The 18456-nt window shown below is 67.7% G+C and carries 17 protein-coding genes and 3 pseudogenes; 10 read left to right on the plus strand and 10 right to left on the minus strand.

What is annotated here, in order from left to right:
* Positions 1–64 precede the first annotated feature (64 nt).
* From AB0B76_RS16055 to AB0B76_RS16065, 3 genes are all read left to right on the plus strand, one after another.
* Positions 65–709, plus strand: a complete 645-nt coding sequence (locus tag AB0B76_RS16055; protein ID WP_360375221.1) for a DUF6230 family protein — start codon at positions 65–67, stop codon at positions 707–709.
* Between the two features lie 70 nt (positions 710–779).
* On the plus strand, positions 780–2345 hold the full coding sequence (locus AB0B76_RS16060; protein WP_360375223.1) for a DUF6114 domain-containing protein: 1566 nt from the start codon (positions 780–782) through the stop codon (positions 2343–2345).
* Between the two features lie 149 nt (positions 2346–2494).
* Positions 2495–3187, plus strand: a complete 693-nt coding sequence (locus AB0B76_RS16065) for a DUF899 family protein (protein ID WP_360375225.1) — start codon at positions 2495–2497, stop codon at positions 3185–3187.
* Between the two features lie 51 nt (positions 3188–3238).
* On the opposite strand, the gene AB0B76_RS16070 is transcribed toward AB0B76_RS16065, so the two are convergent.
* Positions 3239–3925: a hypothetical protein gene (locus AB0B76_RS16070; protein ID WP_360375227.1), complete on the minus strand. Its 687-nt coding sequence runs from the start codon at positions 3923–3925 to the stop codon at positions 3239–3241.
* A 333-nt stretch (positions 3926–4258) separates the two neighbouring features.
* Positions 4259–4648 carry a VOC family protein gene (locus AB0B76_RS16075; protein ID WP_360375229.1) on the minus strand — a complete coding sequence of 130 codons (390 nt, stop codon included), beginning with the start codon at positions 4646–4648 and terminating at the stop codon, positions 4259–4261.
* 338 nt (positions 4649–4986) lie between these two features.
* On the opposite strand from AB0B76_RS16075, the gene AB0B76_RS16080 reads away from it, so the two are divergent.
* Positions 4987–7017 (plus strand): glycosyl hydrolase 53 family protein, encoded by a 2031-nt coding sequence (locus AB0B76_RS16080; RefSeq protein ID WP_360375231.1) that lies wholly within the window; start codon positions 4987–4989, stop codon positions 7015–7017.
* Positions 7018–7127: 110 nt separating this feature from the next.
* On the opposite strand, the gene AB0B76_RS16085 is transcribed toward AB0B76_RS16080, so the two are convergent.
* Positions 7128–8798, minus strand: a complete 1671-nt coding sequence (locus tag AB0B76_RS16085) for a DUF885 domain-containing protein (RefSeq protein ID WP_360375233.1) — start codon at positions 8796–8798, stop codon at positions 7128–7130.
* Positions 8799–8956: 158 nt separating this feature from the next.
* Here AB0B76_RS16085 and AB0B76_RS16090 point away from each other — a divergent pair.
* Positions 8957–9694, plus strand: a pseudogene (locus AB0B76_RS16090) (DMT family transporter); the annotation flags it as partial.
* 72 nt (positions 9695–9766) lie between these two features.
* Here AB0B76_RS16090 and AB0B76_RS16095 read toward each other — a convergent pair.
* Positions 9767–10810 carry a PHP domain-containing protein gene (locus AB0B76_RS16095; RefSeq protein ID WP_360375235.1) on the minus strand — a complete coding sequence of 348 codons (1044 nt, stop codon included), beginning with the start codon at positions 10808–10810 and terminating at the stop codon, positions 9767–9769.
* Between the two features lie 90 nt (positions 10811–10900).
* On the opposite strand from AB0B76_RS16095, the gene AB0B76_RS16100 reads away from it, so the two are divergent.
* Entirely contained in the window at positions 10901–11275 is a 375-nt protein-coding gene (locus AB0B76_RS16100; RefSeq protein ID WP_360375237.1) for a hypothetical protein, read from the plus strand.
* A gap of 42 nt (positions 11276–11317) precedes the next feature.
* Entirely contained in the window at positions 11318–11908 is a 591-nt protein-coding gene (locus AB0B76_RS16105; protein ID WP_360375239.1) for a winged helix-turn-helix domain-containing protein, read from the plus strand.
* Positions 11909–12477: 569 nt separating this feature from the next.
* On the opposite strand, the gene AB0B76_RS16110 is transcribed toward AB0B76_RS16105, so the two are convergent.
* The 6 genes and pseudogenes from AB0B76_RS16110 to AB0B76_RS16135 all read right to left on the minus strand — a co-directional run.
* Complete coding sequence (locus AB0B76_RS16110) at positions 12478–14223, minus strand: hypothetical protein (protein WP_360375241.1); 1746 nt, start codon at positions 14221–14223, stop codon at positions 12478–12480.
* Positions 14224–14494: 271 nt separating this feature from the next.
* Positions 14495–15205, minus strand: a complete 711-nt coding sequence (locus AB0B76_RS16115) for a UTRA domain-containing protein (protein ID WP_360375483.1) — start codon at positions 15203–15205, stop codon at positions 14495–14497.
* A 27-nt stretch (positions 15206–15232) separates the two neighbouring features.
* Positions 15233–15424: pseudogene (locus AB0B76_RS16120) on the minus strand (helix-turn-helix transcriptional regulator); the annotation flags it as partial.
* A gap of 1 nt (position 15425) precedes the next feature.
* Positions 15426–16334, minus strand: coding sequence for a DMT family transporter (locus AB0B76_RS16125; RefSeq protein WP_360375243.1), 909 nt, complete (start codon positions 16332–16334; stop codon positions 15426–15428).
* 14 nt (positions 16335–16348) lie between these two features.
* Complete coding sequence (locus AB0B76_RS16130; RefSeq protein ID WP_360375485.1) at positions 16349–16906, minus strand: UTRA domain-containing protein; 558 nt, start codon at positions 16904–16906, stop codon at positions 16349–16351.
* 57 nt (positions 16907–16963) lie between these two features.
* A pseudogene (locus AB0B76_RS16135) lies at positions 16964–17128 on the minus strand (winged helix-turn-helix domain-containing protein); the annotation flags it as partial.
* A gap of 90 nt (positions 17129–17218) precedes the next feature.
* Between AB0B76_RS16135 and AB0B76_RS16140 the strand changes: the two are divergent.
* The 3 genes from AB0B76_RS16140 to AB0B76_RS16150 are packed head-to-tail and all read left to right on the plus strand — an operon-like array spanning position 17219 to position 18405.
* A complete protein-coding gene (locus AB0B76_RS16140) occupies positions 17219–17533 on the plus strand; it encodes a DUF6284 family protein (RefSeq protein ID WP_360375245.1) in 315 nt (104 codons plus the stop codon).
* A complete protein-coding gene (locus tag AB0B76_RS16145) occupies positions 17530–18228 on the plus strand; it encodes an ABC transporter permease (RefSeq protein WP_360375247.1) in 699 nt (232 codons plus the stop codon). Before AB0B76_RS16140 ends, AB0B76_RS16145 begins: the two co-directional genes overlap by 4 nt.
* An 18-nt stretch (positions 18229–18246) precedes the next feature.
* A complete protein-coding gene (locus AB0B76_RS16150; RefSeq protein ID WP_360375249.1) occupies positions 18247–18405 on the plus strand; it encodes a hypothetical protein in 159 nt (52 codons plus the stop codon).
* Positions 18406–18456 lie beyond the last annotated feature (51 nt).

Genomic DNA, 18456 nt, shown 5'->3' on the forward strand with positions numbered 1-18456 from the left:
CGACGCGCGCGCCCGCACCGCAGGAGCGCCGCACCACAGCACCCCGCGACAAGAGGAGCCCTACGTGTCCGTAGCTCAGGGCAGCGCGGTGAAGGGCCGCACGCGATGGAAGCGTTTCGCTACCGTCGTCGTGCCGGCCAGCTTCATCGCCGGCGCCATCGTCTTCGGCCAGGCGACCGGCGCGATCGCCGCGTCGTTCAATGTGTCCGGCAGTCAGTTCAAGGTCTCCGCCGACAAGCTCGAGGGCACCGGCTTCGTGCAGTACGGCGGCATGGCCACGGAGAAGGGCGGCAACCCGCAGAACCCGGCCGACCCGAAAAACCACCCGGTCGCCGTGTCCGGCATCGCCCACGCCAAGCTCTACAACCTCTGCCAGTCGGTGAAGGTGCCCGGCCTGCCGGTGACGATGGTCATCCACGCCGGCAAGGACGCGAAGAACCCGGCCGAGGCCACCGACCTGCTGATCGACCTGACGTCGCTCAAGGGTGACGCCACGTTCGACAACATCCAGATCGGCATCGACGCCTCCGACCTCACCAAGGGCGGCGCGAACGCCAAGGGCCTCCAGGGCGGCTTCGCCCAGCAGGCCGACGGCGTCGTCATCACCAACCTCAAGCAGGTTGCCTGGTCGACCACCGCCGGCACGTTCAAGCTCACCGGCCTCGACCTCGGCATCTCGACGGGCGCCAACGCCGAAGAGTGCTTCTGACCGTTCCGCCAGGGCCCGCGGGTGACACCCGCGGGCTCCCTGTTTGTTGCCGCAGTTCTTGGAGGACCCAGTGACCCCCTCGCACGCTTCGGCCGGCTGGCGTGCCCAGCGACCGTTCTGGGGCGGGCTGTTCTTGCTGCTGTCGGGGCTGGAGCTCTTCGTCAGCGGCAATCTCAAGCTTGCGCTGGAGGTCCACTTCGGGCCGACCGGCTTCCTGTCGTACGTGATCCCGCTGATCATGCTGCTGTGCGGGGGGCTGACCTGGTTCAGCCCGCAGCAGCGGCTCTTCTACGGGATTCTCGGCACGGTCACGGCGCTGTACTCGCTGATCGGCCTCAACCTCGGCGGCTTCTTCCTCGGGACGGTGCTGGGTCTCGTGGGCGGCGGCCTGGCGGTCGCGTGGTCCCCGGCGCCGACGCCGGCTCCGTCTGACGACGATTCGTCTTCGGACTCGTCGGCTCCGGCTTCGGACGCTCCGATGTACTACGAGGACGCGCCGCTCGACGACATGCTGGGCGACGAGACTCGCGAGGTTCCGGCTCCCGCGGCCTGGTCGCGGTCCGGTGACTCCTTCGCCGACGACACGCGCGAGGTCCCGGCTCCCGCGGCCTGGCCGCCGCCGTCCGACGGCTACGACCGGCCGCCGTCCGGGGTGCTGCGCGACGAGATCCCGACGACGAACGTGAGCCCCCTGCACGACCGGCACGAGGGGAGCGGTGCGGGCAGCGCCGATGAGCAGCTCCCCCCATCGTCCGGCCCAGGTGATCTGCCCAAGCGGCGTTACCTGGGCCCGCTCCTGATGGCCATCGCCCTGACCGCCGCCCTGGTGGGCGCGGCCAACCGGGGCGGCTCCGCGTTCGCCGCCCCGGCCGCGTGCCCGACTTCGTCGGCGGCCAAGCCCGCGGGCAGCGCTCCCGCCACCACGGGCGCCCCGGCCCAGACCGAGTCAGCGGCGCCGACCCCGACGCCGACGCCGACCCCCACCGAGGAGAAGCAGGGCCTGCTCGGCTGGCTCGGCGACCTCTTCACCGGCGGCGACGACAAGAACGAGGGGGCAACCGCAGAGGCCTCGGCCGTACCCACCACCAGCGCGCCGGCCCCCCCGCCGGCGACGACCACGCCCGGCACCAAGCCGAGCACGGCCAAGCCGTCGTCGACCCCGGCGTGCGGCCTGACGAGCGCGTCGCCGTCGCCGAACAACAAGAAGGCCCAGGTCGCCGCGGGCCAGCCCTTCGTCGCCGCCAAGCCCTCGATCCTGAAGGCGGACGTGATGACGATGGACGGCCTGACCTACGACGGCGTGGCCGACCTGCCGCGCAAGGACGGCACGACGGTGAAGGTGCTGGCCTTCACCATGAAAAACTCGGTCTCGACCCCGTTCGAGCTGGACACCCCGGGCGGCCCGAAACTGCTCATCACCAAGAGCAGCAAACTGACGGTGGAGGGCGACGTAAAGTTCTACACAACGAGCTTCTCGGCGAACGTGCTGGGCTTGTTGCCGTTGACCTTCACCCCGTCGTTCCCGCCACCGCCGATCCCCTTGCCGGGCTTCTACACGGCGTGCACGATCGAGCTGGTCTTCGTGCAGTCCAACGTGCTGACGGCGCCGGACATGGACATCGCATACGCGAACTGACACCCCTTGGAAAAGAGCCCGGCCGCTTCGGTGGCCGGGCTCTTCTCATAGCCACTCGCCGGCGCCGCAGCTCACACCTGACGACGAGTTTGGCGCGGTGCGGCCGGGGTAGACGAGTGGGTCCGCCCTGACCGCCGTGGAGGTGGAGTGTGACTGTGGAGATGACCCGGTTGGCGAACGAGTCGACCGAGTACCGCGCCGCTCGCGAGGAGTTGCGGCTGGCCGAGATCGACCTGATGCGCCAGCGCGAGCGGGTGGCCGAGTTGCGCCGCGGGCTGCCGGCGGGTTCGGTGGTCGAAGATTATGTTTTCGAGGAAGGCCCGGCCGATCTGGCCGACGGGGACGAGCCGGTCCGTCAGGTCAGGCTGAGCGAGCTGTTCCTCGGGCCCGATCGACCCTTGATCGTCTATCACTTCATGTACGGCAGGTCCCAGCACTCGCCGTGCCCGATGTGCACGATGTGGATCGACGGGTTCAACTCCGCGGTCGACCATCTGTCCCAGAACGCCGACTTCGTTGTCGTGGCCGCGGCCGACGTGCCGACGCTGCGTTTCCATGCCCGGGCTCGAGGGTGGGATCGGCTCCGGCTGCTCAGCGCGGGCCACGGCACGTTCAAGTACGACCTGGCCAGTGAGGACGAGGCGGGAGCCCAGGACTCGACCATCTCGGTCTTCACGCGGCAGGCCGACGGGACGGTAAGGCATTTCTACACTTGCCATCCGTGGATGTCGGACGACATCCGGGAGCGCGGCGTGGACCTGTACAGCCCGGTGTGGCACCTGCTCGACCTGACGCCGGCGGGGCGGGGCGATTGGTACCCCGAGCTGTGCTACGAGTCTTGAAAGAAGCGACGTCGGCGCGCCGGTGGATCCCGTGCGCGCCGACCGATGGTGTCACCGCCAATACGGGGCTTGGGTCGCCGAGGTCAGTCGGTGCGGGGTCGGACCGTTCGGAGCGTCGGGCCATGTGTCGCTCTCGTACGGTTCTGGGGCGTTGGCGTAGGGCTCGGGCACGTTCGCGTGGGGCGCGGGGGCCGTGCGGTACCGGGCGGCCGGCTCTGGTTCGGCATCCCGGTTCGGGTCTCTCAAGCCGAGCCCGTCGATGCCCACCGGGCGATCCTCTGCCGGCGCCTTCTCGGGCGCCGAGCCGGCGGGTCGTGGCCAGCTTCGCCAGCGCTGCCCGCTGACTGCGCCGATGAGCAGCAGCACGCCCAGCACCATGGTGGTACCTGTTCGTATCGGCGCGGCCAGATCGAGGTGCCGGCCTGCCACCCACACATCGTCGCTGAACAAGTCCACCACTCGTGATGGTGCGACGAGCAACATCGTGTAGCTCGATGCGTACAGGACCCCGATCACCGCCGCCCCGAGTGGGGAGAACCGCAGCGTGCCGAGGATGCCCAACAACAGTCCGGCCGCGGCCAGCAGCAGCAACGGCCGCAGGAAATCGTCAGGGCGCAGGGCGCTGCCGTGACTCGTGCCGGCGAACGCGTTGGCCGACCGTTCTTGTCCGAGTGCCAGCAGCACCCAGGCCAGTGGAGCGACGACGATCGCAGCGATCAGGGTTCGAATGTGCCGCATGCCCGGCTCCTACCGCATTCCGAGCGCCGACGCGAGCCGGTCGCTTTCCGTGTGCGACCCGATACAACAACCAACCGGTCGACTGTGGATGAAATCGTTCAACGTCCATGCTCCCCAGGTTGTGAGTTTCTCACTCGTCTAAAGAGCGTTCAACCGCCGCGTACCGTCACACTATTGCCGATTTTGGTCGCCATGAAGCGCTGAGCACTTGTCCGACGACCTGGAGTGACCTCGAGCGCGTGGGGACGGCCGCTGCCAGGCGCGCACCAGCTGGACGGCGGATCGTGGCAGAGCTACTCGCTGCACGCGTCCGCCCCGCCGGCTGATCGTCACTTATCGCCGCCCACAACCGTACGGGCGAGTGAGGATCTCCAGGTTGTGTCCGTCCGGGTCGTCGAAGTACACCCCACGACCGTCGTCGCGGTGGTTGATCTGCCTCGGCTGGTTGTGGTGCGGATCGGCGTAGAAGGCGACCCCCGCCTCCTGGACCCGGCCGAAAATGGCGTCGAACTCGTCCTCCGAGACCAGAAACGCGTAGTGCTGAGCGGTGATGGGCTCGCCGCCGGTGTCCATGAAGTCCAACGTGACGCCGTTGCTCACCTCGACCGGGATGAACGGGCCGAAGCGTGGACCTACCGGCACCCCCAGCATCGTGGCCAGGAACTCGGCGGATGCCTCCTTGTCGCGGGCCGCGACGATCGTGTGGTTGAGCTGTACGGACATCGCAATGCCTCCCAACGCAGGCGCTAATCGAGATGCTGGCTACCCCGCAAATCCCCGGAACATGCCTGATTTGTCATCCCGGGCCGTCCCGTCTCCGCGGCACTCACTGCCACCGGCTCGCGATAGTCGGCGCAAGCGCTCACGAATTCGCAATAGTCAACGCGCGCTCTCAATAATTCGAAACAGTCAACATGAACGCTCACAAGCTTCCAAAGCGCTGCTGGTGATCATCCTCGACGGCCATAAATGCGCGGTTTTGCCTCTGGTGGAGGGCCCGATTCATCGTGCATGATGGCCCGAGTTCCGCCGCGTTCCCACCAGTTCCCGCGCATTCCCCCATGTTCCCGAGTTTTCCCGAACGCAAGGGGTCGACAATGAGTGGTCAGCCAAGACGCTGGATCGTAGCCGCCTGTGCCACGGTCGCCGTCGCCGCCGTTGGCGCGACGGCCACCACCCCGGCCTCGGCGCAGTCGGCCTCCGCAAGCGACACGGGGCAGATTCAGCCCGTTGAGAGCAACATCGCCGGAAAGCCGTGGGTGACGTACACGGCCAGCACAGGGCGGAAGACTGCCTCCCTCGCCGCCGACTCGGACGAGACAACGGCATGGAAGGCCACCGGCCGAACCAACCAGTGGCTCGGTCTCGATCTGGGCGGCGCCTACGACAACCTGCGCAAGGTTCGCGTGGTGTTCCCGACCCCGAAGGCAACGTACCGGTACGTCGTGGAGGCTTCGGCCAACGGCGCCGCGTGGACGACGATCGCGGACCACTCGCACAACGCGACGGCGGGCCCCGGTGAGGACCAGTTCACCCGCCCCGGGATTCGCTTCTTGAGAGTGAAGATCACAGGTGCGTCCGCGGGCGCGGAGATCGGCATCTCCGAATTCAAGATCTACAACTACCTTCGTCCGGACCTCGTCGCCGGCGCGGACATCTCCTATGCCGACCAGGACGACAACCAGGACCATCTGACCTACTACGTCGACGACCCGGCCACGGCGACGGATGTGCTCACGTCCGCGCGTAACGCCGGCATGCGCTACGTCCGCCTGCGCGTGTTCAACACTCCACGCGACGAGAAGACCGGCAACTACCTCAACCCGGCCTACCAGGGGCCCGATCGCACGCTGGACGTTGCCAAGCAGGTGAAGAACCTGGGTATGGGCCTCGGTATCGACCTGCACTACTCGGACTCCTGGGCCGACCCGAGCAAGCAAGCCAAGCCGGCGGAATGGGCGTCGCTGCCGTTCGACCAGCTCGTGACGGCGGTCCACGACTACACGCGCGACTACATCGAGCGGCTCGTGGCGCAAGGCACCGTTCCTGACAAGGTCGCGGTCGGCAACGAGCTGATCAAGGGATTCCTGTGGGGATCCGAGCGTGCCGAGCCATGGTTCACCGACCCGGCCGACTGGTGCTACGACTGTTACTTCAACCACGACCCCACGTTCGTCTCCAAGCCCGGCGGCGGCATCGACTGGGACGACTGGAAGTCCACCGACCCCGCGAGGCGAGCCGCCTACGAGGCCTCGTGGGACAGGTTCACCACCCTGCAGGCGGCCGGCATCCGGGCCGTCCATGAGGTCGCCGCCGCCAACCACGTGCACATCGGCATCGAGACTCACGTCATCATCGACAACGGCCAGTTCGAGAGGACCCAGGAGTTCTGGAACCAGTTCCTGCGCCGCCTCGGGGCCAAGGGCCAGAACATCGACGTCATGGGCTTCTCGTACTACTCGGAGTGGCACGGCACACCGGACGTCTTCGAGTCGGAACTCCAGACGCTTGCCGCGCAACACCCCGGCTACAAGATTGATATCGCGGAGACCGCGCACCCGTCCGCTTTCACGGACCCCATCCCGAACTCGCCGTACCCCGTTTCCGTGCAGGGCCAGGCGGACGCACTGCTACGGGTCTTCCAGATGGTGAACGACTTGCCCGACAATCGCGGCCTCGGCGCACTTGTCTGGGAGCCGGCGCATTTCCAGTCGATGGTCAATTGGGGAACATCGGCCTGGCCCTTGATCCAGTGGAACGCGTCGATAAAGGTCTACGGCGTCGTTCCCCCGTCTGCTCCGACATCGGTCAAGGTGAAGCCGGGTGATGGCCGGCTCGCCGTCACGTTCCGGCCACCCCTCGCCGGGGACCCCGCACAGCTGACGTACCAGGTGAGCGTGGACGGTGGAATGACCTGGCGGACGCCGACGATATCGACACAAAGCGACGGTGCGCTCGCGGCGACCCTGCAGAACCTGTGCAACGGCGTGCGGTACACCGTGTCGATCCGAGCCGTCAGCCCGACGGGAGGCCCTGGTGCCGCGGCTTCGGCCGGCGTCGTCGTCCTCAACGCACCGCCGCCGGGCGTGTAGGACGCGACGCCGCTCGAATTCAGCTGCAACCAGGGTCTGTTTCCCAACTGGGGTGGGAGCGAGGCGGGATCTGGGCCCGCCGCAGCCCCGCCTCAGTTGGGAAACAGACCCTAGATCCGGGCCAGGGCCGCGCGCAGCGGGTCGAGGCCGAGCGAGCCGAGGTTGAGCGCGTCGCGGTGGAAGGCCCGCAGGTCGAAGTCCGAGCCCTTGCGGGCCTGGGCGTCGGCCCGGGCGGTCAGCCAGGCGCGCTCGCCGAGCTTGTAGGAAGGAGCCTGCCCGGGCCAGCCGAGGTACCGGTTGAGCTCGAACCGCAGGCTCTTCTCCTCCACGCGGCAGTGCGCGCGCAGGAACTCCCAGCCGAGCTCCGGCGTCCAGCGCTCGCCCGGCGCGAAGCCGAACGGGTTGTCGCGCGGGATCGGCAGCTCGAGGTGCATGCCGATGTCGACGATCACGCGGGTCGCGCGGAACGCCTGGCCGTCGAGCATGCCGAGCTTGTCGCCGGGGTCGGCGAGGTACCCGAGCTCGTCCATGAGCCGCTCGGCGTAGAGCGCCCAGCCCTCGCCGTGGCCGGACGACCACGCGAGCACCCGGCGCCAGCGGTTGAGCAGCTCGGCGCGCACGTACGTCTGGGCGATCTGCAGGTGATGGCCTGGTACGCCCTCGTGGTAGACCGTCGTGACCTCGCGCCAGGTCGAGAAGCTGTCCACGCCCTGCGGCACGGCCCACCACATGCGGCCCGGGCGCGTGAAGTCCTCGCTCGGGCCGGTGTAGTAGATGCCGCCGTCCGACGTCGGGGCGAGCATGCACTCGATCGCGCGGACCTGCTCCGGGATGTCGAAGTGCCGGCCGTTGAGCTGCTCCACGGTGGCGTCGGCGAGCTGCTGCATCCAGTCGCGGAACGCCTCCTTGCCCTGGATCACCCGGATCGGGTCGGAGTCGAGGGCCGCGACAGCCTCGTCGACCGAGCCGCCCGGCACGATCTTGTCGGCGACGGTGCGCATCTCCGACTCGAGGCGTGCGAGCTCGTCGAAGCCCCAGGCGTACGCCTCGTCGAGGTCGACCGTCGCGCCGAGGAAGTAGCGGGAGGCGAGCTGGTACCGCTCCCGCCCGGCGGCCTCCTTGGGCCGGCCGAGCGGGGCGAGCTCGCGGCGCAGGAACTCGCCCGTCTCCACGGTGGCGGCCCGCGCGGCCTCGGCCCGGGCCGCGAGCTCGCCGGCCACGGCCGGGTTCTCGGCGCCGATGCGGGCGGCCAGGTCGGGGTAGAAGTTGTCGCCCTCGAGGTCGGCCCAGACCTCGCACTGCTTGGCGACCTCGACGATCTGCTTGGACGGGGCGATGTTGCCGCGCTGGGCCTCGTGCATGAGGGTCTGACGCCACTGGGCGAGCGCCTTCGGTACCCCACCCAGCCGGGCGAGAACGTTGGCGACGGCCTCCTCGCCGCTGGTCGGCATGAGGTCGAACGAGCTCCGCACCCCGTGCAGCGGGCTGGAGATCACGTTGACGTCGCTTGTCAGGTCGCCGGCCTCGTAGCGCTCCAGGGCCAGCCCGAGGCGCTCCTGCATGGCCTCCTTCGCGACCCGCTCGGTCTCGCTCGCCGGCGTCTCGGCCCCGAGCGCGGTGAGGGCGGCGCGGTCGAGGTCGGCGAGCGCGGCGAAGCCGTCCGGGGAGAGGTCGGTCAACTCATGGTCGTGGCCGGCCACGCCGACGAAGGTCGCCCCGATCGGGTCCAGGGGCGCCCACTGCTCGACATAGCGGTTGGCGATGTCATCGATAGAACCCACGGGCCGACCCTACAGGCCAATTCGCAACCCGTGGCTGGGGCCGGGCGACAGTCTTTCCGCTTTAGGGCAGAGTAAGGGCCATGACGAGTCCCACCCCTGACAGCAAGCGCTGGCTGCCCGCCTTTGCCGCCGTCGCCCTGATCTGGGGCACGAGCTTCATGTTCATCAAGGACGCGCTCACGGGACTCCCGCCGGTCTACATCGCGCTCTACCGCATCGCCCTGGGCGCGCTCGCCCTGCTGGTGTTCCTGGCGGTCCGCCGGCTGCCGCTGCCCCGCGGGGCCCGGCTGTGGGGCCATCTGTTCCTCTTTTCGCTGTTCGCGGCGACGGTACCTTTCACTCTCTTCGGCTACGCCGAGCAGCGCGTGCCATCGGTGCTCGCGGGCATCTGGAACGGCACCGCGCCCCTCACCACCCTGCTGGTGACCCTGGTCGCGGTCCGGTCCCAGCGCCCGAGCCGGCGCCAGATCGGCGGCCTCCTGACTGGCTTTTCAGGTGTACTCGTAGTGCTCGGCGTGTGGGAAGGAGTCGGCGGCAGCTCACTGTCCGGCCAGCTCATGCTGCTGGCAGCGGTCGTCTGCTACGGGATCGCGTTCAACTACACGCGCTGGCTGATGCAGCACTTCGACATCTCGCCGTTCCAGCTCTCGACCGGGCAGCTCATCATGTCGACGCTGCACCTGGTCATCGCGGCCCCGCTCATCGCCGGGCTCCCGCCCTCGCCGCTCTCGCTGACGCCGCGGGTGTGGCTGGGCGTGTTCGCGCTGGGCGTGTTCGGCACCGGCATCGCCTTCGGCCTCAACTACTACGTCGTGCAGACGGCGGGCGTGACGACGGGTTCGATGGTGACGTACTTCCCGCCGTTCGTGGCCGCCATCGCCGGCACGGTGTTCCTCGGCGAGCACCTGACCTGGCACCAGCCGGTGGGCGGCCTGATTGTGCTGTGCGGCGTCGGGATCTCCCAGGGCCTACTTGTGCGACGCCGTCCACGCAAGCAGCTCGTCGACGGGCAGCGTGTTGAGGATCCGGTCCGCGGGCACGCCGCAGGCGACGGCGCGGGCGCACCCGTTGGCGAGCCAGTCGAGCTGCCCGGGGGCGTGCGCGTCGGTGTCGATGGTGAACCGGCAGCCGGCCTCCAGCGCTACCCGTAGCAGCCGCTTGGGCGGGTCGAGCCGCTCGGGCCGCGAGTTGATCTCGATCGCCTTGTCGTGCTCGACCGCCGCCGCGAACACCTTCTCGGCGTCGAACCGGCTTTCGGCCCGCGTACCCCGCCCGCCCGTGATGAGCCGCCCGGTGCAGTGCCCGAGGATGTCCATGCGCGGATTCGCGAGCGCGTTGACCATCCGCCGCGTCATGACCTCGGGCTCGTCCTTGAGGCTGCTGTGCACGGACGCGACCACGACGTCGAGCCGGTCGAGCAGCTCGTCGGTCTGGTCGAGCGAGCCGTCCGCCAGGATGTCGACCTCGATCCCGGTGAGCAGCCGGAACGACATGCCGAGATTGCCGAACCCGGCGTTGACGTCGGCGACCACGTCCAGCTGCTCGGCGAGCCGCTCGGCCGACAGCCCCCGCGCCACAGTGAGCCGGGGCGAGTGGTCGGTGAGCACGAGGTACTCGTGCCCGAGCTGCGCCGCGGCCATGGCCATCTCGTCGATCGGCGACCCGCCGTCGCTCCAGTCGGAGTGCGCGTGGCAGTCCCCGCGCAGCGCCCGCAGCAGCCCCGCCGTCTCGTCGTCGAGGTCCTGCCCGGCCGTAGCCTCCAGCCGGCGCAGGTAGACCGGCTCCTCCCCGTTGAGCGACTCGACGACACACCGGGCCGTGACATCGCCGATGCCCGCGATCTCGGTGAGCGTGCCCGCCGCGGCCCGAGCGGCGAGCTCCCCTTCGGGCAGCTTGAGCAGCTTGGTCGCGGCCCCGCGAAACGCGCGCACGCGATAGGTCTTCTCATGGGCGCGCTCGAGCAGAAACGCGATGCGCCGCAGATCGGCAATCGGATCACGCGCTGACGGCATAGGCCCACGCTACTTGGAGTGGGCCTGGCCCCACCCACACCGGGGCCCAGACGGATTCTGCGCGACCGCGGTTCTTCCTAGCTTCTAGACATGACTTCGACGCCGCTCCGCCTGCTGCAGCTGTTCACCGCCCTCTCCGCCGCCCTCCTGGCCGCGACCGCAATCCTGTCCGCGACGGACCCGGCCGCCGTGAACGGCGTGGTCTGGATCCGGGCGGCGGGCATCCTGCTCCTGTCCCTGCTCGCCCTGCGCTGGGCATCCCAGCTGCGCACCGGCCACCGACGCGCGTACCGGCGGCTCCTGTGGGTCTCGATCGCGGGCTCCGTGGGGATCGCCGCGCTGGCCCTGCTGCCGGACAGCCCGTTCCCGCTGTGGTTCCGCATCGAGCAATCGATCCAGGGCCTGGTACTGCTGACCCTGGCCGCAACCCTGCTACGCCCAAGCGTGCGAGCCGCCGTCCGTTGAGTTCCGGCGACACTTCACTTAACTGGGATATATATTCCATTAATGCGCAGTGAAGCCCCGAGCCTGCTGCCCCTCTTCCGCTCGCAGCATCAGGCCGAGCTGCTGACCTGGCTCTACTTGCACCCACGGGACGAATACCAGGCCACCGAGCTTGCCGGTCGCCTGGGCGTTCCGCTCTCCACCTTCCACCGCGAGGCGCAACGACTGGTGACCGCCGGCTTGATCCATGACCGCCGGGTCGGCCGGACGCGACTGCTGAGGGCGGCGACCGACCATCCCGTCGCAAAGGCCCTGAGCCACCTGCTGTTGCTGACGTTCGGTCCGCAGACCGTGGTCGGCGAGGCGTTCGCGGACGTGCACGGTGTACGACGCGTCTACATCTACGGCTCCTGGGCGGCCCGGCACGAGGGTGAGCCGGGTGCACTGCCCAACGACGTGGACGTACTGGTGATCGGCACCTCTGCGCGCGCCGCGGTGTACGAGGCGGCAGACGCGGCCCAGGATCGTCTGGGACTGCCGGTCAACCCAACGGTGCGATCGCCGCAGCAGTGGCAGGATGCTTCAGACGCCCTGGTCCAGCAGATCAGGGCGTCACCGCTGGTAACAGTCATCGACCGTGACACCGCCGACTAGCCCACGACGGCCCAGTTCCAGGACCACTTCCGTCGCTTCGGCGCGCTCCGAAGAAGGCGCAACGAGCTCGAGTACCCCTCGGCGCAAGAGATCGGCACCACCCCGGCCGAGGCTGTCGAGGCGCACGACGAGTCCCGATCGATCATCGAGGCGGCCGGGAAGCTCCTGCCCCATCTGAGCTTCTTCTGAGCCGGCCGCCAGCGTGCGGCTCGGGAAAGCCGAACGCCCGGTCGCTCTGTGCGAGCGCCGGGCGTTTTGGCTGGTCTTGCTGGCGGTGGCGCGGGGATTCGAACCCCGGGAGGGCTTGCACCCTCACACGCTTTCGAGGTCTGCCCTCCTGTGTCCACGCGTGATCTGTAGGGTCCGTGAGCAGGTCCGGCAGAGCAGATATGAACGCTGAACGACGGTTGCGGACGTCGGCGAACGAGACTACAAGTGAGACGGACACCGTCGGCTTCAGGATACGTACGGTCGGCCGATGGACCTCTACGCAGCGCGCGGCGCGCCCGCGGATCTGCCAGAGCGGCGCAGTCTCGACTGCCATATTCGACCGCAGGCATACTGATGTGCTATGTGACTGACGTGAAGGCGGAGAAATCAAAATCATTATCCCCCAGGGTCGCGTCTTTTTTGGATAGTCCTCGCATAAGCAGTCGCTCGATATCGTCCTCGTGGTCTGCGGCGTCCAGCAGAGTTACGGCCTGCCTGAAGCACTGTGCAAGGTCGGTAGACGCTTCCTCAAACCTCGCGGCAATTTCGTGAGCCAATAGATAAGCCGCCGAGTCCAAAGCATGCCCGCGAGCCGTAAATTCAGACTGCCCGTCTTCGGATGGTTGAAGTTCAGTAAGAATTTTTCTTGCGCCTGACCACTTGGAGTTTGGCGAAACATGTGCAAACTCTCCCAATGCTCGCGACAAGACGGAGATTCGCTTCCATCCAGCCGCTTCAACCCAACGCGCGGGAGATGCCACGCCCCCCGCAGACTCTGCTCGGCTAGCGCGGTTCGGCTTGACTCTCCATGCCCGTGCTCGGCAGGTCTGTTCAAGAACTACGCGCACGCACGACATTGCTTGATCTGTGTCCTCCAGCCAGAGCCAATATGCAGAGCGAAGGGCTGCTGCAGCAGATGCAAGAGCTGTGCGTTCAACGCCGACCACCCAGCGGCTCGCAATAATGGAAGCTTCGCTGATGGCTATATAGCGAAAAAGTCGAGCCATCAGCCAGCCTAATTCGAGCTTGCCCAGAGCATCATACTCGTGCTGGTACGCCACTCGCTCGCGTTCGACCGCTCTTGCTCGGCGCTCGATCAGGGCGTCGATGGCTAGTTTTTGCGATAGACCCTTCTTCATCGATTCACGCACGACGCTGGAAGAAACGGCGTAACGGTAGCGCAAGCCGACTTGCCGCAGCTCTTCGCCGGTCTCACCCAAACTGATGACAGGCTCTGCGGGTCCAAGCAGCTTGATGATCCAATCATCTTCGGGGAGCTCCTCGACTTGGTAGCCGCGCTGTAGAGCTGAACCAAAACCGTGTTGCCCGGTCTCCTCTGCAAGGACGTGTGCCGCGCCGCGAACCTGCCGGAATACCACTTCGATTACCGTGCAAACCTTGTGGTAGATCGCCATGGCGCTGCTGGGCGCCGTTACGCTATTCGGTGCGCTGAGATCGGAAAGCATCCAATCTAGCTCCAGCGCCTCTTGAATCCCGCCCCTGCCGTGAAGCCATTCCGACATTTGCAACCATGCTTCTGCCATATCAATTTCAGCGCTGATCCGCGGATACGTATCCCATGCGCGCTTAATTAGTGCGCCGGTTGGCTCTTCGTCGCTGAATCCCAGCTTATGGTGGTGCGCGATGTTCAGGGTCCAGCGTTCCAGTTGTGCGCGAGCGACAGATATCGCACCAATGATGTTGCCTGTTCGGACGAGTCTGCAGACGTCGATAACCTGATCCACGCCCCACAGGATCTGCTCCGGCCAACCGTGACGACCGAATACGTCGGGTGCAGTGGTCCAGGTGGCGCCTGCCTTAATCACGACCGAATCAACCACGGGTGCAGCTGCTAGAGCGCGCCACGCACCCTCATTGAGGAGTGATTTGTTGTCCTGGAGACGCTTTAAGCGGGTGATGTACCTGCCCATGAGCAGTGTTCCGAAGAACATTTTGCCTCGGCTGCCCCGGGATAGGATCGCACGCTCAAGCGACTCTGCTTCAAGTGAGATCTTTTTAGCCCGGGCGAATTCCTGATCATGGCAGATGCGGCGACGGCGTGCCTTGTCCTGTCGTCGTCGTTCCGATGCACCGTGCGTACCCACGGAAGAAGGATGGCCCCTGGACCAGATTTCGTCATTGGGTTTATCGGCCAACTTGAACGATTCGGACGGCTCTAGATCGTGGGGGTGCGGCGCCGGCGCCGCATGGGGACGTTGCAGCCGGCGCCGCACTTGGAGCGCGACCAGTCCAGTTGACGCGCTCGGTCCGGTGAGCTTGGGCGATCGCTTGCTTCTCTTCCGGTACCGATGAGGTTGCCTGTACGCCGACCGGCTGGCGAAGTGTCTCGATGTCAGCCCATGCGCGGGCTGACGGTCAGTCCTCGATGCTGATCTCGTAGTCCAGGGCGCCGAGGTCGGCGCGGACTACGAATCGCGTCACCTCGAACGGGCGTTCGTGACTGTCGTAGCTGGTGTGCAGAACATCGAGGACCGGCACGCCTGGCGGAAGGCACAGTGCCGCCGCTTCCTCGGGCGACGGCATGCGCGCGTGCACCTCCTCACGCATGTGGTGCATCGGGTAGCCGAGGTCTTCGAGCCGGCGGTACAGGCCGCCAGCGCCGAGCCGTTGCGCGCTGGCCACGTCCGACATGTCGGCGATTTCGAGCGGGATGTACGTGATGCCGGCCTGCATCGGTTCGCTGTCGGTGAAGTACCAGTTCTCGCGCCGGATGACGGCCTGGTCCTCCTTAACGCCCAGCCGTTCCGCGACGGCGGCCGGCGCGGGTGCTCGTTTCACCGATCGGCATTCGGTCCTTGGCTGCCTGCCGTGTCGTGCCGCTTCCAGCCGGAATGGTGTCAGGCCGGTCTGTGCTCGGGCGCTGCGGGAGTATCGCTGCGAGCCGAGCCGTACGAATCGCGGCCGGCGACGTACGAACGAGTCGTAGAGCCAGCTCGCAAGCTGCGCCCACTGTGCCGCCGCCGCGCTTCCAGGGGCGCTCGCGACCGTCTCGGCGGCGCGGGCGAGCTGCTCGCGCAGGCCTTTGAGCTGATCGGGCGTCAAGGGCAGCCGAGGCGCCGCTACCACGGTCCCGACCTCGGCGAGAAGAGCGACGAGCTCGCCGGCGCCGCCGAGGGCAGCGTCAAGAGCGCCGGCCGTAGCGCGAGTCGGATGCTTTCGACCGACCTCAAGCTCCCAGAGGTACGTGTGGGAGTAGTTGACCTGGCGGGCAAGTGTGCGAAGCGACAGGCCGCGCTGCTGTCGGAGCTCACGGAGTAGGGCAGGGAACCGCGAGTCGGCGCCCACCTCAGCGGCGGCTCTCGGCTGGTTCGGGCTCGGTCGGCTGCGGAACCTGGCGCTTGACGAGCGCGACGCCGGCGAGCACGAGCACCGTGCCGGCGATCATCGGCCACGTCACCCGCTCGTGGACGACCAGGAAGCCCAGGATCACGGCAACGACGGGCAACAGGTACGTAGTCACGGACGCGACGGTCGGCCCGAGATCCTCGATCAGCCGGTAGTTGAGCACGTACGCGACGCCCGTACCGAGCGCGCCAAGGATCAGCAGCGCGCCCACCGCGTCCCACCGCCACGTGGGCGCGACCAGGCCGCCGAGCGGTAGCGCGAGCACCATGAGGACGCTCCCGGCCGCGAGCTGTGACGCCGACAGCATGATCGGTGCGATCCCGCGCCCGGTCAGGAACTTCCCCATGTAGACGTACGAGATGCCGTAGCTGGCGGACGCGGCCAGGCACGCCAGGCCGCCCCACGAGGCGATCTCGCCGGCGGACTCCCACGGCGTGAAGATGAGCACCGTGCCGGCGAACCCCACGGCGATGCCGGCGCCCTTCCAGGCGTTGACGTTGCGGTCGGTACCGGCGAGGAACGCGATCAGCACCGTCCACAGCGGCGTTGTGGCGTTGATGACGCCGGCTACGTTCGAGCCGACGGTCTTCTCGCCGATGCCGAACAGCGTGTAGGGCAGCGCGTTGGCGACGAATGCGGCCACGAACAGGTGACCCCAGATGCGGCGATCGGTTGGGAACCGTAGGCCGCGGGCGAGGGCGATCGGCGCCAGGACGAGCACGCCCAGGGCGAGCCGGATGAGCACGATCTGCACCGGCGGGAAGCCGCGCAGCGCCAACTTGATCCACAGGAAGCCCGATCCCCACAAAAGGGCGAGCAAGGCCAGCCGTGCCAGGCTGCCACGACTCATGGGTTCAAATCCCCTCAGTCCTCGACGGGCATCTCGTAGTCCAGGCCGTTTCGGTCGGCGCGCATGACGAAGCGCGTGACCTCGAACGGCCGGTGTTGCGGGTCGAAGCTCGTGTGCAGGACTTCGATGACCGGCACGCCGGGCGGCATCGCGAGGCCGGTCACCTCCTCCGGCGTCGGCATGCGGGCCGAGATCTCCTCGCGGATCCGGGTGATCGGGAAGCCGAGGTCCTCGAAGCGGGCGTAGATGCTGCCCTTGCCGAGGGTCTTCTCCGAGGCCAGCGGCGAAGTGCCGGCGACGTCGAGCGGGATGTACGTGACGCCCACCTGCATGGGTTCGTCATCGGCGAAGTACCAGTTCTCGCGCCGTACCACCGCGTCGGTCGGCGGGACTCCGAGCCGGTCCGCGACATCTGCCGGCGGCGCCTCCTTGGTGACCGAGCGGCACTCAGCCCGGGGCGTGCGGCCCTGCTTGGTGACCTCGATGCGGAACGGCGACAGGCCGGTTTCGTTGCGGAGGCGACGCGAGTAGCGGTTGGCGCCGAGGCGCATGAGCGGGGTCCGGTGACGCACGAAGACGCCTCGGCCGTGCTGCGCGATGACCAGGCCCTCGCGTTGGAGCAGGCTGATTGCTTCGCGCGCCGTGTTGCGCGCGGTCTGGTATCGCTCGGCCAGGTCGCGTTCGGACGGCAGTTTGTCACCCGCCGCGAGTTCGCCGCGCTGGATGGAGTCGCGCAGGTCATCGGCTATGCGGCGACTCGGAAGTCGCTTGTCGGGGTCGGGTTGTTGGGTCATCGCGGCCTGCCTGTCATGCGTCTGTTCGGAGCCCCTGAACGGCAGCGTACCGCAACTGGCTCAAGCCAGCTCTTGGCGACCATCACATCGATGTCCCAAACTGGCTCAAGCCAGTTACTGGCTCAAGCCAGTAGTCCGAGTTTGAGGCGGGAGTTTGCTGTGCGCACCGACCCGTACGACCAGGAACCCACACCCGATGAGCTGGGCGCGATCGAGCGTGAGTGGCCGCTGATCGATGCCGAGCTGGCCCTGCTGGACGCCGAGATCCGGTGCCTGTCAGCAAATGGCGGACCGTCGCCGCTGGACTGGCGCCGCGTTCGCCGCGCCGAGTCCCGCGTCATGCGGGAGCTGATCAAGTTCGCGTTCGCCCCCGTTGCCGCCGCCCAGAAGGGAGCCGCCGCATGACCACTGCCACCGCTCCGAGCGCATACCCGGTCGCCGTCGCCGAGTTGCTGCCCGTCGCCCGGGACTTGGCCGAGAAGCTCGGCGAGGTGCCCTCGCGGAACCGGCTCATGCGCGAGCTGAACATCGGCGCGCCGAAGGCCAGTGCGCTCCGCGAAGCGCTCGCCTCAGACCCGGAGCCGTCGGCCGAGGACGTGACGTCCGAGGAGTCGCCGGCCGAGGAGGCGTCTGCGCTGCCCACGGGTGACGGACACCCGGAGCCGGAGGCGGTACGGCGGCCGGTTGCCTGGCCCGTGTTGCTGCTCGCGCTGCCAGCGTTCGTGGCGATCTGGTCCGGCTGGGTGGAGCTGGGGGAGCTGTCTGGGTTCGGTGTCGTGCACCCGCTGCCCGGGATCGTCGACCAGTTCCGGCTCAACAGTGCCATCACGCTCCCGATCGGCGTAGAGACCTACGCGGCGTACGCCCTCTGGGTCTGGCTCTCGGGCCAGGTCACCGGTGCGGCTCGGCGCTTCGCGAAGTGGTCGGCGATCGCGTCGCTCATCGTCGGTGCGGCCGGACAGGTCGCGTACCACCTCATGGCCGCCTACGGCGTCCACGTCGCGCCCTGGTGGATCACCACGCTCGTCGCCAGCCTGCCCGTGGCCGTGCTCGGCATGGGGGCGGCGCTGGCCCACCTCGTTCACGCCAACCACCACTGACGGAAGGAAAGGAGCGCCATGCGCAGCAAGGTGATCGCCTGGCTGATCGTCGCTCTGCTCGTCTACTACGCCGTCTCGGCGCCGACCGACGCCGCCGCGACCGGCAAGAGCGTGTTGTCGGGCGCGAAGAGCGCCGGCGATGCGTTCATCACGCTCTTCAAGGCCCTGGCCAAGTAACTCCGCCCGGTGCGCGGCCTCACGGCCTAGGAACCTCGGCCGCGCACCGGC

The organism is Dactylosporangium sp. NPDC049140 (assembly GCF_040648435.1).